This window comes from Cupriavidus necator N-1, assembly GCF_000219215.1.
Classification (GTDB): domain Bacteria; phylum Pseudomonadota; class Gammaproteobacteria; order Burkholderiales; family Burkholderiaceae; genus Cupriavidus; species Cupriavidus necator.
This window is the reverse complement of record NC_015726.1, coordinates 242,853-258,522: the sequence shown is the minus strand read 5'-3', so window position 1 is coordinate 258,522 and position 15,670 is coordinate 242,853. Positions and strand designations below refer to the sequence as shown.

General features: G+C 66.3%; 16 protein-coding genes. 8 read left to right on the top strand and 8 right to left on the bottom strand.

What is annotated here, in order from left to right; translation table 11 throughout:
* Positions 1–58: 58 nt before the first annotated feature.
* Positions 59–1,423: a bifunctional UDP-N-acetylglucosamine diphosphorylase/glucosamine-1-phosphate N-acetyltransferase GlmU gene (glmU, locus tag CNE_RS01295; protein ID WP_013955349.1), complete on the bottom strand. Its 1,365-nt coding sequence runs from the start codon at positions 1,421–1,423 to the stop codon at positions 59–61.
* A 290-nt stretch (positions 1,424–1,713) separates the two neighbouring features.
* Here glmU and CNE_RS01290 point away from each other — a divergent pair, with 290 nt between their 5' ends.
* Complete coding sequence (locus CNE_RS01290) at positions 1,714–2,541, top strand: DUF6279 family lipoprotein (RefSeq protein ID WP_041227695.1); 828 nt, start codon at positions 1,714–1,716, stop codon at positions 2,539–2,541.
* Between the two features lie 72 nt (positions 2,542–2,613).
* Here the strand turns inward: CNE_RS01290 and ttcA are convergent, their stop codons facing one another.
* The 3 genes from ttcA to CNE_RS01275 all read right to left on the bottom strand — a co-directional run bounded on the left by ttcA (position 2,614) and on the right by CNE_RS01275 (position 5,010).
* Positions 2,614–3,558, bottom strand: a complete 945-nt coding sequence (ttcA, locus tag CNE_RS01285; RefSeq protein ID WP_013955347.1) for a tRNA 2-thiocytidine(32) synthetase TtcA — start codon at positions 3,556–3,558, stop codon at positions 2,614–2,616.
* A 109-nt stretch (positions 3,559–3,667) separates the two neighbouring features.
* Complete coding sequence (locus CNE_RS01280; protein ID WP_011614433.1) at positions 3,668–4,069, bottom strand: dihydroneopterin aldolase; 402 nt, start codon at positions 4,067–4,069, stop codon at positions 3,668–3,670.
* 86 nt (positions 4,070–4,155) lie between these two features.
* A complete protein-coding gene (locus tag CNE_RS01275; protein ID WP_080569529.1) occupies positions 4,156–5,010 on the bottom strand; it encodes an SDR family oxidoreductase in 855 nt (284 codons plus the stop codon).
* 15 nt (positions 5,011–5,025) lie between these two features.
* On the opposite strand from CNE_RS01275, the gene CNE_RS01270 reads away from it, so the two are divergent.
* The gene (locus tag CNE_RS01270) at positions 5,026–6,213 is read left to right on the top strand and encodes a class I SAM-dependent methyltransferase (protein WP_013955345.1); all 1,188 of its coding nucleotides are present in this window, start codon (positions 5,026–5,028) and stop codon (positions 6,211–6,213) included.
* Positions 6,214–6,229: 16 nt separating this feature from the next.
* On the top strand, positions 6,230–6,424 hold the full coding sequence (locus CNE_RS01265; protein ID WP_013955344.1) for a DUF2905 domain-containing protein: 195 nt from the start codon (positions 6,230–6,232) through the stop codon (positions 6,422–6,424).
* Positions 6,425–6,433: 9 nt separating this feature from the next.
* Here CNE_RS01265 and CNE_RS01260 read toward each other — a convergent pair whose 3' ends face one another.
* Genes CNE_RS01260 through CNE_RS01245 form a run of 4 tightly spaced genes read right to left on the bottom strand, consistent with a single transcriptional unit; the run spans position 6,434 to position 10,667 of the window.
* On the bottom strand, positions 6,434–7,288 hold the full coding sequence (locus CNE_RS01260) for a carbohydrate ABC transporter permease (RefSeq protein ID WP_013955343.1): 855 nt from the start codon (positions 7,286–7,288) through the stop codon (positions 6,434–6,436).
* Position 7,289: 1 nt separating this feature from the next.
* The gene (locus CNE_RS01255) at positions 7,290–8,237 is read right to left on the bottom strand and encodes a carbohydrate ABC transporter permease (RefSeq protein ID WP_013955342.1); all 948 of its coding nucleotides are present in this window, start codon (positions 8,235–8,237) and stop codon (positions 7,290–7,292) included.
* Positions 8,234–9,262 carry an ABC transporter ATP-binding protein gene (locus tag CNE_RS01250; protein WP_013955341.1) on the bottom strand — a complete coding sequence of 343 codons (1,029 nt, stop codon included), beginning with the start codon at positions 9,260–9,262 and terminating at the stop codon, positions 8,234–8,236. The genes CNE_RS01255 and CNE_RS01250 overlap by 4 nt, the downstream gene beginning before the upstream one ends.
* Before the next feature lie 13 nt (positions 9,263–9,275).
* Positions 9,276–10,667 (bottom strand): ABC transporter substrate-binding protein, encoded by a 1,392-nt coding sequence (locus CNE_RS01245; protein ID WP_013955340.1) that lies wholly within the window; start codon positions 10,665–10,667, stop codon positions 9,276–9,278.
* A gap of 193 nt (positions 10,668–10,860) precedes the next feature.
* Here CNE_RS01245 and CNE_RS01240 point away from each other — a divergent pair, with 193 nt between their 5' ends.
* The 5 genes from CNE_RS01240 to CNE_RS01220 are packed head-to-tail and all read left to right on the top strand — an operon-like array spanning position 10,861 to position 15,658.
* Positions 10,861–12,144 carry an amino acid ABC transporter substrate-binding protein gene (locus tag CNE_RS01240; RefSeq protein ID WP_202947889.1) on the top strand — a complete coding sequence of 428 codons (1,284 nt, stop codon included), beginning with the start codon at positions 10,861–10,863 and terminating at the stop codon, positions 12,142–12,144.
* A 25-nt stretch (positions 12,145–12,169) separates the two neighbouring features.
* On the top strand, positions 12,170–13,066 hold the full coding sequence (locus tag CNE_RS01235; protein WP_013955338.1) for a branched-chain amino acid ABC transporter permease: 897 nt from the start codon (positions 12,170–12,172) through the stop codon (positions 13,064–13,066).
* Entirely contained in the window at positions 13,063–14,085 is a 1,023-nt protein-coding gene (locus tag CNE_RS01230; protein WP_148271556.1) for a branched-chain amino acid ABC transporter permease, read from the top strand. Before CNE_RS01235 ends, CNE_RS01230 begins: the two co-directional genes overlap by 4 nt.
* The gene (locus CNE_RS01225; RefSeq protein WP_013955336.1) at positions 14,082–14,828 is read left to right on the top strand and encodes an ABC transporter ATP-binding protein; all 747 of its coding nucleotides are present in this window, start codon (positions 14,082–14,084) and stop codon (positions 14,826–14,828) included. Before CNE_RS01230 ends, CNE_RS01225 begins: the two co-directional genes overlap by 4 nt.
* Positions 14,825–15,658, top strand: a complete 834-nt coding sequence (locus CNE_RS01220; RefSeq protein ID WP_013955335.1) for an ABC transporter ATP-binding protein — start codon at positions 14,825–14,827, stop codon at positions 15,656–15,658. The genes CNE_RS01225 and CNE_RS01220 overlap by 4 nt, the downstream gene beginning before the upstream one ends.
* Positions 15,659–15,670 lie beyond the last annotated feature (12 nt).

Sequence of the window (15,670 nt, the reverse complement as noted above, 5' to 3'; positions counted from 1 at the left end):
GGCGCCGCCTCACCGAGGCGGCGCGTGCCCTGGCCGCCCGCGGACGGCCCTCTGACGCTTACTTCTTCGGCTGCTTGACCGGGCGCTGCCAGGCGTCGATGGTCAGCTGCTTGGCCCGCGACAGCGTCAGCTTGTCGGCGGGCGCCTCCTTGGTCAGCGTGGTGCCGGCACCCAGCGTGGCGCCGCGGCGCACCGTCACCGGGGCCACCAGCTGGGTGTCGGAGCCGATAAAGACATCGTCCTCGATCACCGTGCGGTGCTTGTTCACCCCGTCATAGTTGCAGGTGATGGTACCCGCGCCAATATTGACGCGCGACCCCACCGTGGCATCGCCCACATAAGCCAGGTGGTTGGCCTTGCTGTGCGCGGCCACCTGGGCGTTCTTGACCTCGACAAAGTTACCGATATGCACGTCCTCGCCCAGCTCGGTGCCAGGACGCAGCCGCGCGTACGGCCCGATGCGCCCGGCGGGGCCAACCCTGGCCTCGTCAATATGGCAGAACGGGTGCACCTGGGCGCCGGCGCCGACGGTGCTGTTGCGGATCACGCAATGGGCGCCGATGCGCACACCGTCTTCCAGGTGCACGCGCCCTTCGAAAACGCAGCCCACGTCGATAGTAACGTCGCGCCCGCAGCTCAGTTCGCCGCGCACGTCGATACGGGCCGGATCCAGCAGCGTCACGCCGGCTTCCAGCAGGCGCCGGGCCTGGTTGCCCTGGTGGATGCGCTCGACCTCGGCCAGCTGCAGCTTGCTGTTGACGCCGAGCGTCTCCCAGATCGCCGCCGGCTGGGCCGAGACGGTCTCCACGCCATCGGCCACGGCGCGCTCGACCGTGTCGGTCAGGTAGTACTCGCCCTGGGCATTATCGTTGCGCAGCGTCGACAGCCACTTGCGCAGGTGGCCGGTGGGGCACACGATAATGCCGGTGTTGATCTCGCGGATGGCCTTCTCGGCGTCGCTGGCATCCTTCTGCTCGACGATGCGGACGATGCTGCCCGCGGCATCGCGCACAATGCGGCCATAGCCGGTCGGGTCGGGCATTTCCACGGTCAGCACGCCAAAGCGCTGCGTGCCGGCTTCGGCTACGAGTGCCTGGAGCGTGGCAGCGCTGGTGAGCGGCACGTCACCATACAGAACCAACGTGGGCTGGCTGTCGTCCAACAAGGGAAGTGCCTGCATCACCGCATGGCCCGTGCCAAGCTGCTGGGGCTGTTCGGCAAAGGCGACATCGTCGGCGGCAACGGCCTCGCGCACGCGCCCGGCACCGTGGCCGACCACGACCACCAGCCGCGACGGCGACAGCGCACGGGCGGTGTCCAGGACATGCGCGAGCATGGGCCGCCCGGCTACCGGGTGCAGTACCTTGGGCAAATCGGAATACATCCGCTTGCCCATGCCCGCGGCGAGAATGACGATATTCACAAGGAGACCCCTAAGTGAGTGTGTCCGAAAATATTCTTGAAAACGCCAGCCGGGTGTTTGGCGGACTGCGCCGCCAGGTTTGGCGAAAACGTGCGGCCAGGCCTGCGCATAACCCCGCAAACCCTTGCCAGGACTTGGCTGGCGGCCACCTGGGCAGGCCGGCATCGATGCGCGCCGATTTTAACATGGCGGTTTCTGCGCATCGGGCCGCCGTTTCTGAATTTCACAATTGCTGGGCCCGGCGGATTTTCGCGATTCTGGGCGCCGCGGCCTTGTGCGCCTGCAGCGCCATGAAGCTGGGATACCAGCAGGGTGACCACCTGGCCTACTGGTGGATCGACAACTACGTCGATGTCACCACAGCCCAGGAGCCGCTCACGCGCGAGGCCATTGCGCGCTTTTTTGCCTGGCATCGCAAGGCGCAATTGCCGGAAATCGCCACCTTGCTGCAACAGGCCAAGGCCGAGGTGCGCCAACCGGTGACACCGGCCACGGTCGAGCACTTCCAGGACGCCTCGCAGCAACTGGCGCGCAAGTCCTTCGAACAAGCGATGCCCGACCTCGCCGACCTGTTGCTGACGCTGACGCCTGAGCAGATCGGCCGCATGGAGAAGAAATTTGGCGAGGGCAATGCCAAGTACCGCAAGAAATTCCTGAATCCCAACCCTGCCGAGCGCGAGGAAGCGCGCTATGACAAGGTGATGGAGTACGCGCGGCTGGTCTACGGCAACTTCTCCAGCGATCAGGAAAAGGCCATCCGCGCCAGGATAGGCCCGGTGGTGCAGAATGCCGAGGCGCGCTACGCCGAGCGCGTCGCCCGGCAGCAGGAATGGCTCAAGATGGTGCGCTACGTGCAGGCCACGCAGCCACCCAAGGCACAGGTGATAGACGTGCTGCACCGCTTCCGCGAATACTGGCAGAACCCGCCAGCCAGGCTTGCCGCCAGCCATGAAGCCAGTGACAACGCAGGCATCGCGCTGACCGTGGCCATCGCCAACATGACCACGCCGCAGCAGAAGGCGCATGCGCAAGACCGGTTCCAGAAATGGATCGACGACACGCATGCATTGATGCGCGATAAGGCAAACGCCCCGGTGCGGGCGGCGGCTGCGAATTAGGGCAATTGAAAAATGCCGATTGTTTTCTCCCTCTCCCGCTTGCGGAAGAGGGAGAAAACAGGCGGGGCAGTCTTACTGCGTGCCGGCCTGCTCAGCCGCCGGTGCCGCGGCAGCCGCGGGCGGGCGCTCGAAGCGCACGAACTCCATCCGGTTCTCTTCCACGTTGCCGGCAAACATCAGCGGCTGCTGCTGGAAGGTGGTTTCGCCGAACAGTGACGCTTCATCCACCTTGGCCAGCCCAGTGGCCAGCCCGGTGAACGGGAACAGGTCGGTATCGGCCAAGTGCGACGGCACCACGTTGCGCAGCGCCGAGAAGATATTGTCGATACGGCCCGGGTTCTGGCGCTCCCAGTCCTGCAGCATCTCGCTGACCTTCTTGCGCTGCAGGTTTTCCTGCGAGCCGCACAGGTTGCACGGGATGATCGGGAATTCCATGGCGCGCGCGTACGACGCGATGTCCTTCTCCGAGCAGTACGCCAGCGGGCGGATCACGATGTGCTGGCCATCGTCGGTCGACAGCTTGGGCGGCATCGCCTTCATCTTGCCGCCGAAGAACATGTTCAGGAAGAAGGTCTGGACGATGTCGTCGCGGTGGTGGCCCAGCGCGATCTTGTTGGCGCCCAGCTCCTTGGCGGTACGGTAGATCACGCCGCGGCGCAGGCGCGAGCACAGCGAGCAGGTGGTCTTGCCCTCGGGCACCTTCTCCTTGACGATCGAGTAGGTATCCGCCTCGACGATCACATATTCCACGCCGACCGATTTCAGGTACTCCGGCAGGATGTGTTCCGGGAAGCCGGGCTGCTTCTGGTCCAGGTTCATCGCGATCAGCTTGAACTGGATCGGCGCGCGCTTCTGCAGCGCCATCAGGACAGACAGCATGGTGTACGAGTCCTTGCCGCCACTCATGCAGACCAGCACGGTATCGCCGTCCTCGATCATGCCGAAGTCACCGATGGCCTTGCCGGTTTGCGATTGCAGCCTCGTCTCGAGGCGGTAGAAGTTGTTCGAGTGGCTCATGGAGCATCCTGTTGCGTGGCGCCCGCCGGATGGAATGGCCGGCGCGGCGCGAAGGGGCAACATTTTACTTTAGGCGCCCGCACGGTGCTGGCGCCAGTGGAACCGCGGCTCAGGCCTGCTTGATATGGAAGACCTCGACCCCGACCGAATCGCAGTCCGGGTAGACGTCGGGCTTCTCGGTCGAGACGCGCACCGCGCGCACCTTGGGATGCTTCAGCATCGCGCGCGCGACGTCGTCGCACAAGGTTTCCTGCAAGTGCACGTGGCCCTGCGCCATGCGCTCGGCCACGGTGTTGCGCATGAAGTCGTAGTCGACCACTTCATCGAGCTTGTCGGCCTGCGGGGTGCTCTGCGCCAGCGGCACGAACAGGTCGATATTGATCAGCACCCGCTGCTCGCCCTTCTTCTCGAATTCGTGCACGCCGATATTGATCTGCACTTCGTAGTTGCGCAGGAACATGCGTCGGCAGTCTTGCAGGCTGGGGTGGGAAAGGGCGGCGAGCATGGTCATGAGCGGGCTGCTGAGGGGAAAAAGGAAGCCGCGCCCGGCGGACGCGGCACATCAGGCACTACGGTATTCGGTTGCTGGCTTCCAGCTTACTCGGTCAGGAACATCACGTCGCGCGCCAGCGGCATCAGGTGCTGGCCGCCGTCCACGTACAGCGTGGTGCCCGTCACGGCGCGCGCCTGCGCCAGGTAGGCCACCGCCTGGGCGATATCCTCGGGCGTGGACGACTGGCCCAGCGGCGTCACGCGATGTGCGCGGCGGAAGCTCTGCTCGGACTGCTCGCCCGACACCAGCGTGATGCCGGGGGCCACGCCCACCACGCGCAGGCGCGGCGCCAGCGCCTGGGCCAGCTGCACCGTGGCGGTCTGCAGCGCCGCCTTGGACAGCGTGTACGACAGGAAGTCCGGGTTCAGGTTGTCCAGCTTCTGGTCCAGCAGGTTGATCACCACGCCGCGCGGCTCGATGACCTTGTCGTTGCCGGCAGCGGCGCCCAGCGCCTTGTGCAGTTCGCGCGCGAGCAGCAGCGGCGCCGCCACGTTGGTGCGCATATGCGTATCCAGCGACGCATATGAGAAGCTGGTCGCCACATCGTACTGGAACAGCGAAGCGTTGTTGACCAGGCAAGTAGGCACGCCCAGCGCGGCGGTGCAGTCCGCCACCAGGCGGCCGGTGGCGGCTTCGTCGGCCAGGTCGGCGCGCAGCACCGCGGCACGGCGGCCCAGCGCGCGGATCTGCGCGGCCAGGGCTTCGGCCTCGTCCACCGAGCGATGGCAGTGCACGGCCACGTCCCAGCCCTGCGCCGCCAGTTCAAGCGCGATGGCGCGGCCCAGGCGGCGCGCGCCGCCGGTCACCAGCGCCACGCCGCGGGCGGTGGCGCGCTGGCTACCAGTCTGGCTATGGGTCTGGTCACCGGTCTGGCTGGCAGGAGTCTTGGATGCGGGCATTGCTACAATCGCAGGATGCAGAAAGCCGCTAGTTTACCCCTTCCCCCCGCCGACGCGCAGGCCGCGTCCGATACCCTTACGGCCCGCATTGGCGAATCCATCGACGCGGCCGGCGGCTGGATCGGTTTTGACCGCTATATGGCGCTGGCGTTGTACGCGCCCGGCCTGGGCTATTACAGCGGCGGTTCGGCCAAGTTCGGGCGCGATGCCCGCGACGGCAGCGACTTCATCACCGCCCCGGAGCTGAGCCCCTTTTTCGCGCGTACGCTGGCGCGCCAGTTCGCGCCGCTGCTGGCGCAGGGATTGCCGCGCATGCTGGAATTCGGCGCCGGCACCGGCCGGCTGGCGGCGGACCTGCTGCTGGGGCTGGAGCAGGAAGGCCAGTTGCCGGACACCTACGCCATCGTCGAGCTGTCGGGCGAACTGCGCGCGCGCCAGCAGGCCACGCTGGCGCAGCGCGCGCCGCACCTGGCGGACCGCGTCACCTGGCTCGATACGCTGCCTGCCAGCTTTGAAGGCGTGATCGTCGGCAATGAAGTGCTCGATGCGATGCCGGTACAACTCTACGCACGTAGCGGCAGCCGCTGGCATGAGCGCGGCGTAGTGCGCGGCGACGATGCCACATCCGCCTTCCGCTTCGAGGACCGCCCGCTGGCCGATGCCGACGTGCCCGAGGCCCTGCGCGACATCCCCGGCGACCACGACCTCGTCACCGAGACCCATGCCGAAGCCGAGGGCTTTACCCGCGCGGTCGGCGCCATGCTGGCGCGCGGCGCGGCCTTCTTTATCGACTACGGCTTCCCGGCGGGCGAGTACTACCACCCGCAGCGCGCCGGCGGCACGCTGATGTGCCACTACCGCCATCATGCGCACCCGGACCCGTTCCTGTACCCGGGCCTGCAGGACATCACCGCCCACGTGAATTTCAGCGGCATTGCGCTCGCCGCGGTGGATGCGGGACTGACCGTGGCGGGCTTTGCCTCGCAGGCGCGCTTCCTGATGAATGCAGGCATCACCGAGCTGCTGATGGCGCTGGACCCGTCCGACGCGCGCGCCTTCCTGCCGCAGGCCAATGCGGTGCAGAAGCTGTTGTCAGAAGCCGAGATGGGCGAGCTGTTCAAGGTAATCGCGCTCACGCGCGCCCTGGACGACAGCGAACCGATGGACGGCTTTGCCCGCGGCGACCGCTGCCATACCCTGTAACGGCACCGGAGCCCCCATGCTGCGCTGGACCCTGACGATTTTCCTGAGCGTGATCATCCTGTCCGCGGCGCTGCCGTGGCTGCAGAAGGTCGGACTGGGACGGCTGCCCGGAGATGTGCGCTTCCGGCTGTTCGGGCGCGAGTTTGTACTGCCGTTTGCTTCGACGATCCTGCTGTCGATGGTGGCGCTGGTGATCGGCAAGCTGCTTTAGTCCACCTGATCACTTGATCGCGCCGACGGTAAACCCGGCGACGAAGCGGTCAAGGAAACTGTTGTAGAGCGCAGCCACCGGTACGCTGACGATCAGGCAGGCGCCCATCAGCGAACCCCAGAAATAGACATCGCCCCGCACCAGGAAGGTCGGCACGCCGACGCTCACCGTGTACTGCGACGAACTGGTGATAAAGGTCAGCGCATAGACGAACTCCTGCATCGCCAGCGTCGCGCTGAAGATAACCACGGTCAGTATCCCGCTCGACGACAGCGGCACCACCACCTTCAGGAACGCGCCGAAGCGGCTCAGGCCGTCCATCATCGCGGCTTCCTCGATGTCGCGCGGCACCGCCTTGAAGAACCCCATCATCAGCCAGCTGCAGAACGGCACCGTGAAGCTGGGATACACCAGCACCAGCGACCAGAGCGAATCCTGCAGTCCGAGTGAGCCGATGATGCGCGAGAACGGGATGAACAGGATGGTTGGCGGAATCAGGTAGGTCAGGAAAATGCCGATGGCCCACTGCCGGCCCCAGCGGCCCGACAGCCGGGCCAGGCTGTAGCCAGCGGGCACGGCCAGCAGCAGCGTGATCAGCACCACGCCCACTGCCACGACCAGGGTATTGAGCACCCAGCGCAGATAGCGGGTCTCGCCGAACAGGATCCGCAGGTTCTCCATCGTCGGCGGCAGGTTGAACAGGAACGGGTTGTTGGCGGTGTTGATCAGGTCGTGCACATCCTTGAAGGTCGTGATCAGCATCCAGTAGAAGGGAAACGCGCAGAACGCCACGAAGGCGGCAAGCAGGCCGAAGTGGGCACCGCGCGCAGCCCAGCGCCGGTAAGTGATGGCAGCGGCGCGCATTTCAGGTCACCTCCGCGCGGCGCGCCACGGTCAGCAGCACAATCACGACCGCCACCAGCACCGGGAACAGGAACAGCGAGATGGCGGCCCCTTCCGCCAGGTCACCGCCCTGGATGCCGGTGAAGAAGGCCAGGCTGGCCAGCACCTGGGTGGTGTCGTACGGCCCGCCGCGGGTCAGCACGTAGATGATGATCATGTCGGTGAAGGTGAAGACGATGCCGAACAGGAGCGCCACCAGCATGATGGGCATCACCAACGGAAGGTTAATGAGGAACAGGTGCCGCCAGAAGCCGGCGCCATCCATGGCGGCGGCGTCGTGGATGTCCTGCGGGATGCCGCTCAGGCCGGCGAGGATGATCACCGTGGCCAGCGGCAGCAGGCGCCAGACATCCACCACGATGACCGAGGCCATCGCCAGCTCCGGCTGGCCCAGCCACACCGGCCAGTTGCGCGGCCCCAGCACGCCGACGGCGGCCAGGGTCCAGTTGATGATGCTGTAGACCGGATCGAAGATCCACAGCCAGCCGATGGTGCCGAGCGAGATCGGCGCCACCCACGGCAGCAGGATCAGCAGGCGCACCAGCCATTTGCCGCGGAAGTCCTGGTACAGGGCCATTGCCAGCATCTTGGCCAGCACCACCACCAGCACCTGCGACACCAGCGTGAAGACCAGCGCGTTGCGCAGCGAACGCCAGAACGTATTGCTTTCCAGCACGCGCCGGAAGTTCTCCAGGCCGACGAAGTGCAGCACCTGGCTGCCCACCGTGGCATCGGAGAGGCTGTAGTAGATCGACAGCATGAACGGAAAGCCGACCAGCAGCGCGATGTAGATCACCGCCGGGGCCAGCATGGCGCGGCCGAGCCAGCGGTCGTCGTCGGCCAGGCGCTGCGCGGGCTGGCGCGCCTGGTCCTGCGCGGGCTGCCCGGTGGCGATATGCAGCGGCGTCACGGCGCGGCCCCCAGGCTGGCCCCGGATTTCGCATCGAAGCGGCGCAGGTCGCGTTCGCGCACCACGAAGCGGTGACCGGCGCCGGGCTCGATCGGGACCGTCACCGTGCAGGGAATGCGCGAGACCACGCTGGCCGGCGGCAGCGGCGCTTCCAGCTTGCCGTACACCAGGCGGTCCGAGCCCAGGTTCTCGATGCGCGTCACGTCCATGGCAAAGGCGCGCAGCGCATCCGCCGCGGGATAGGCTTCGCGCGGCAGGAAATGCTCGGGCCGGAACCCGGTCACGACCCCGTCGGCCTCGATCAGGTTCATCGGCGGCGAGCCGATAAAGGTGGCGACAAAGAGATCGGCGGGACGTTCATAGACCTCCTGCGGCGTGCCGATCTGGTGAATCCTGCCGTGGTCGAGGATGGCGATGCGGTCGCCCAGGCCCAGCGCCTCGATCTGGTCATGCGTGACGTAGACAGTGGTGATGGCGAGCCGGCGCTGGAAGCGCTGCAGCTCGTCGCGCGCCGAGGTCCGCAGCTTGGCGTCGAGATTGGACAAGGGCTCGTCGAGCAGGAACGCCACCGGCTCGCGCACCACCGCGCGCGCCAGCGCCACCCGCTGGCGCTCGCCGCCGGACAGCTGGCGCGGCTTGCGCTGCAGCAGATGTCCGATGCCGAACAATTGCGCGGCCCAGTCCACCTTGCGCCCGACCTCCTCGCGCGACATGTGCCTGGCCCGCAGCGGGAAGGCGATGTTGTCGAACACATTCAGGTGCGGGTACAGGGCGTAGCTCTGGAACACCATCGCCATGTTGCGCAGCCTGGGCGGCAGCGCCGTGACGACGCGGCCGTCCACCAGGATATCGCCGTGGCTGGGCGTCTCGAGCCCGGCAATCAGGCGCAGCAGCGTGGTCTTGCCGGAGCCGGACGGCCCCAGCAGCACCAGGAACTCGGCATCGCGGGCGCCAAGGTCGACGTTATCGACCACGTTGGCACCGTCGAAATGCTTGGTGAGCGAGCGAACCTCTACTGAAGCCATATCCTGCCGCGAGCTACACCATGCCCTTGTCGCGCCACTTCGAGAAAATGCGCTTGCACGCGGCATCGGCGATCCGGACTGCGTTCTCCGGCGTCTCGTCGCCCGTGGCTGCCTTGGCGAACATGGTATTGAGAACCCAGGTATTGAAGATCTCGTCGACGGCCGCGTTGGCGTAGCCGGGGTAGCCGACATTGGTCGCCTGGTTCATCAGCGCGCCGAGCACCTTGTACTTGTCGCGCGGCGTGGCTTTCTGGTCGTCGGCGATCAGCTTCTGCAGGTCTGGCACGGTACTGGGGAAGCAAGGGAAGTTGTAGAACTCGCTGCCCAGGAAGCCCTGCCGGAAGTTATCGATATAGTCGACCAGGAACTTCTTCGCGCCGGCGATGTTCTCGGCGAATTTCCAGATCACGTAGCAGTCCATCACGTGTTCAAGCGCGATGCGCCGCACCGGCCCCTGCAGCGCCTGCGTGAGCCAGATGTCGCGCGCGATCGGCAGGTTCTTGTTCTCGGCCTCGCGGGTGATGGAGATGGCGTTAAGGCAGAGCGAGATCTTGCCCGCCAGCATGGCGCGGTTGTTGGACGACGGGTCCCATGCCAGCACATCCGGCGCCATGGCCTCCTGGTACAGCGCCTTGACGAACTTCACCGCTTCGATCGTGTTCTTCGAGTTCAGCACCACGGTGTGCCGGTCGTCCTGCACCGAGCCGCCGAAGGCATACAGGATGGCGCGCATCGCCATCGCGGTATCAAGTTCCGCGGACAGCCCCACGCCGACCGGGATGCCGCTCTTGGCCTTGATCTTGCGCCCGGCGGCCAGGACATCCAGCCAGGTGTCTGGCGGCTTCATGCCGGCCTCGTCCCAGAGGTCCTTGCGGTAGTTGATCGGGTCCGGCACGAAGCTGTCGGAGAAGCCGAAGTACTTCTTCGTCTTCGGGTTGTAGGTACTCTTGATCGCCAGCTCCATCGGCTTGCCATGCTTGCGCTGGCATTCCTCGTAGAGTTCGCGATGGTCGATCACCTGCTCCTCGTAGACCGGGGGCGGCGACAGGAACATGAACAGATCGTGTCCCTTCTGCGCGGACACTTCGGCGGCGGCACGCGTGGCCAGCGCCGGGATGCCGACGTGGTCGACCACCACCTCGGTGTCGTTCTTCTGCCCCCACTCCTTCACATAGGTGTCGTCGAACCACTTGTCGTAGCCCGGCACGAAGTGGTTCCACTGCAGGATCTTGAGCGTGTGCTTTGCCGCATGGGCATAGCGCGGGATCACGAAAGGTCCGAGGCCGGCGGCAAGCCCGACCGCGCCAGTGGCCCGGATGAATCCGCGCCTGCCGGTATTGGTATTTGTATTGGGGCTGGTGGCGACTGCCACGTGGGTACCACCTGGATGCGCTGTCTTGGCCATGGCTATCTCCTCATGTGAGAAAGCGGTCGGCTCCCATCCCGGTCGAGCAACGATCTGCCTGATCACCTCAAGCGTAGGCCTCATTTCATGAATAGGGAATCCCGGGAACACCTCATGGAGTGATGGACCCGTGACATACGGGCACTTCCGCTTTCAGAAATGAGTCCTACGTTGGAGAGAGTGAGGAGGTGCCATGAAAAACGCGTCCAAACAGGACTCACCAGGCGATCCCAGGCCCGCTATCCATTTGCGCCATGCCGCCGTCTGCGCCCTGGCCGGTCTTGGCCTGGCCGTGTCGGCCCCCGCCGCCGCCAAGGTGGAGGGCGACACCATCGTCCTCGGTGCCGCGGTTTCCCTGACCGGCAAGTACTCCACCAATGGCAAGAACACCCAGGACGGCTACAACCTTGCCGTGAAACGCGTCAATGAGATGGGCGGCGTCAAGGTTGGCGGCAAGGCCTATCAGTTGAAGGTCCTCTACTACGACGACGAATCCACCTCGGCCCGCGGCGCACAGCTGGCCGAACGGCTGATCAACCAGGACGGCGTCAAGTACGTTCTGGGGCCCTACAGTTCGGGGCTCACCAAGGCGATCGCCCCGGTCACGGAGAAGTACAAGATTCCGATGGTCGAGGGCAACGGCGCGGACCGCAACCTGTTCACGCAGGGCTACCGCTACATGTTCGCGGTGCTCAACACCTCCGACTACTACCTGCGCTCGGCCATCCAGCTCGCCGCCGAGGAAGCGCAGCGGGCAGGCAAGTCGCCGAAGAGCCTCAAGGTGGCCATCGCCATCGAGAACGACAACTTCTCGCGGGACGTGCGCGACGGCGTGGAAGAGGATGCGAAACGCCTGGGCATGCAGGTGGTAATCGACGACAAGCTGCCGCCTGAGCTGAACGACATGTCGGCCACGCTGGCCAAGGTAAAGGCGCTCAAGCCGGACATCCTGGTGGTATCCGGCCATGAAAAGGGCGCGGCGCTGGCGGTGCGGCAGGTAGCGGAGATGCGTATCGACGTGCCGATGCTGGCGCTGACCCATTGCGACTCCGCGCAGGTCATCGAGAAATTCGGCAAGAGCGCCGAATTCGCGGTGTGTGGCTCGCAATGGGACCGCACGCTTGGCTACAAGGACCGCTGGTTCGGCACGGCTGACCAGTACGCGCAGCGCTTCGAGAAGGAGTACCACTACGAGGCGCCATACCAGGCGGCCGAGTCCACCGCCGCGGTGCTGGCGTTCGCCGACGCCTTCGAGCGTGCCGGCTCGTTCGATACGGAGAAGGTCCGCGATGCCCTGGCAAAAACCGACCTGATGACGTTCTACGGCCCGCTCAGGTTTGACCAGAGCGGCAAGAATATCGCCAAGTCGATGGTGCTGTACCAGGTGCAGGACGGCAAGTTCAAGGTGGTCGCGCCGGGCAAGTGGGCGTCGTCGAAGGTCATCTATCCGGCACCTGCCTGGGCGCGGCGCAAATAGGGGGCTGCTGCGCGGCCTGACGCAGATGAGCAATCTCGCGGTCCTCTTCCAGAGTCCCGAGCTGAACCTGCAGCTCGTGGTGGATGGCCTGCTGGCCGGCGCGATCTTTGCGCTGGCGGCCTACGGCATGGCGCTGGTATGGGGCGTGATGAATCTCATCAACATAGCCCAGGGCGAGCTGGTGATGCTGGGCGGCTATATCGTGATCTGGCTGGTTGGCAAGGGCGTGCCCCCGATGCTGGCCGTGCCGGTTGCCGCGGCGGTGATGTACTGCGTGGGCTGGGGTCTCTATCGCATCGTTATCTTCCGCCTGGTCGAGCGCGATCTCTTTGTCTCGGTGCTGGCCACCTTCGGCCTGAGCATCGTGCTGCAGCAGCTCGCCAACCTGGCCTTCGGCGCCAATGTGCGTACGGTCGATGCGGGGCTGGGCAGCCTGTTGCTGCCGGGCGGACTGGTGGTGCCGAAGATCAAGCTGGCAGCGTTCGCCGCAGCGCTGGCGCTGGGCGCCAGCCTGATGCTGTTCCTCAGGCATTCGCGCCGCGGCCAGGCGATCCGGGCGACCGCCCAGAACGCGCGCGCTGCCCGTGTACTGGGGGTGGACGCCGATCGCATCTATGCCTCGACCTTCGCGCTCAACGCCGCCATCTGCGGCGCGGCGGGCGGGCTGGTGGCAATGACCTGGATTATCCACCCCTACCTGGGCCTGCCCTATACCGTGCGCGCCTTCATGATCGTGGTGGTGGCCGGGCTGGGCAGCATGCTGCCGGTGCTTGGCGCCGGCGGCGGGCTGGGCATTGCCGAGAACTATGCCGGCTTCCTGCTCGGCACCGAGTACCAGACCGCCTTCCTCTACGCCCTGCTGGTGGCGATCCTGGTAAGCCGCAACCTGATGCTGCGCCGGCGGCGCGGCTACCTGCGATGAACCCGCACCTGCGCGGCGCACGCCGGCCCGAATCGGATCTCCCGGTCACCTCGGCCGCCGGGGCGGCCTGGATGGCGCTGCTTGCGGGCAGCGTGGGCGCGCTGATCGCGCCGTGGCTGTTCGCCGGCATCACCACGCAGCTGACCTTTCTCTGGCTGATGGTTCTATTTGCGCTGACGTGGGATGTGATGGGCGGGCAGATGGGCTATAACTCGTTCGGCAACATCGTGTTCTTCGGCGTGGGTGCCTATGTCTGCGCGGTGGTGCAGCGCGACTTCGGGCTGGGCTACTTCGCCGGGCTGGCGGTGGGTACCGGCCTGGCGGCGCTGGCGGCCGTGGCGGCGGCGCTTGCGCTGGGCCCGGCCATGCTGGGCTTGCGCGGCCACTACTTCGCCATCGGAACGCTGGGCCTGGGCATCGCCTGCGCCGATGGTGCCGCCGGCTGGGATTTCATCGGCGCGGGATCGGGCATGACGCTGCCGCTGTTCCCGGGTGCTGCCGGCAGCCGCGAGCCGTTCTTCTACTACGCGATGCTGGTGCTGGCCGTAGTGACCCTGCTGTCGCTGCGCTGGCTCTATGCGCGACCGTTCGGTCTCGCGCTCAATGCCATCCGCGATGACGAGGACAAGGCCGAGGCGCTCGGCCTGCACACGACGCGCTACAAGATCCTGGCGTGGTGCGTGTGCGCCCTCTTCCTCGGCATGGCGGGCGCCCTGACGGGCAACCTGGTGGGCTTCATCGATCCGCGCGAACTGGCCTTTGCCGGCGCCACCTTCGGCGTGTGGATGGTGGTGATGGCAATCCTGGGCGGCAAGGGCACGCTGTGGGGGCCGGTGATCGGCGCCGCGCTGTTCCACCTGACCCAGGAACTGTTCTGGACTTACCTGCTGAACTGGCAGCGCGTTGCGCTGGGCGTGCTGATCGTGCTGATCGTGGTGCTGTTCCCGACCGGCATCATGGGCTGGCTGCGCGACTACAGTGCCAACCGCCGGCGCATCACGGGGAGTCCCGCGCCATGAACGACCTGCTTGCGGTGCGCGGCGTCACCAAGCGCTTCGGCGGTGTCGTCGCCAACCATGACATCTCCCTGCAAGTGCCGCACGGCAGCATCGTCGGCCTGATCGGGCCGAATGGTTCGGGCAAGACGACCCTGTTCAATTCGATCGTCGGCTACCACCCGATCGACGGCGGGTCGATCGCGTTCGACGGGCGCGAGATCTCGCGGCTGCGCGTTCCCGAGATCGCTCGCCTGGGCCTGGTGCGCACCTTCCAGCAGACGCGGGTGTTCGGCAAGATGAGCTGCCTGCAGAACCTGCTGGTCAGCGTGCCGCATATGCGTGAAGGACTCGCCGCCATGTGCATGCGGCAGGCACCAGCAGTGACGGAGCGGGCCCGGCAGACCCTGCGCATGGCCGGGCTGGAGGACCACGGGGACCGGCGCGGCGCCGACCTCTCGTTCGGGCAGCAGAAGCTGCTCGAGATCTGCATGGCCCTGATGAACGAGCCCAGGCTGCTGCTGCTCGATGAGCCCACCGCCGGCGTGAACCCGGTGACGATCGACAGCCTGATCGCGCTGCTCAGGGACATCAACGCGCGGCTTGGCATCACCCTGCTGGTGATCGAACACAATATGCGGGTAATGATGCAGCTGGCCGGCCACATCTATTGCCTGGCGCATGGCGAGGTGCTGGCGCAGGGATCGCCAGCGCAGATCACGGCCAACCCCACGGTGATCGAGGCCTACCTGGGAGGACAGCCATGATCAGCGCGCACACCGCGGCCCAGCCGGCTGTCCACGCACCAGCCGCCACGCTCGCCGCAGCGCTCTCGCGTCCCCGGCCAACGATCGGGCAACTCGAGCAACTGGCCGGCGGCACGCCGATGGTCGCGGTGGACAACCTGGTCGCCGGCTATGGCGCCATGGAAATCGTGCACGGCTTCAGCCTGCGCGTGGCGCGCGGCGGTTCGCTGTGCCTGATCGGCCCGAACGGCGCGGGCAAGTCCACCGTGCTGCGCGCCATCTACGGCCTGGCCCGGGTCATGTCGGGGACCATCACCGTGGCCGGCGCGCCGGTCACCCACCTGCGTGCCGAGCAGAAGCTGCGGCAGGCAGGCGTAGCCTATGTGCTGCAGGAGGGTTCGATCTTCCCTGACATGACGGTCGAAGAAAACCTGCTGATGGGCGGGTACCTGATGCCGCACTCGCGCGACGCCAGGGCTGCGGCCGAGCGCATCTTCCAGCGCCATGGCGCGCTCGCGCAACGGCGCGGCGAGCGCGCCAGCGTGCTCTCCGGCGGGGAGCGCAGGCTGCTGGAAATCTCGCGCGCGCTGATGATGGACCCCGCCGTGCTGCTGGTGGACGAGCCCTCGATCGGGCTGGAGCCGCGCTATGTCGACCTGGTGTTCGAACACCTGCGCCAGCTGCAGCAGGACGAGGGCAAGACCATTATCCTGGTCGAGCAGAACGCCCGCAAAGGGCTCGCCTTCGCCGACCTCGGCTATGTCCTGGTGGCCGGGCAGCTGGCCATGGCCGGCACCGGTGGCGAACTGGGCCGGGACCCGGAGGTCGGCCGGCTATTTCTTGGCGCCTGAGCCACCGCTGCG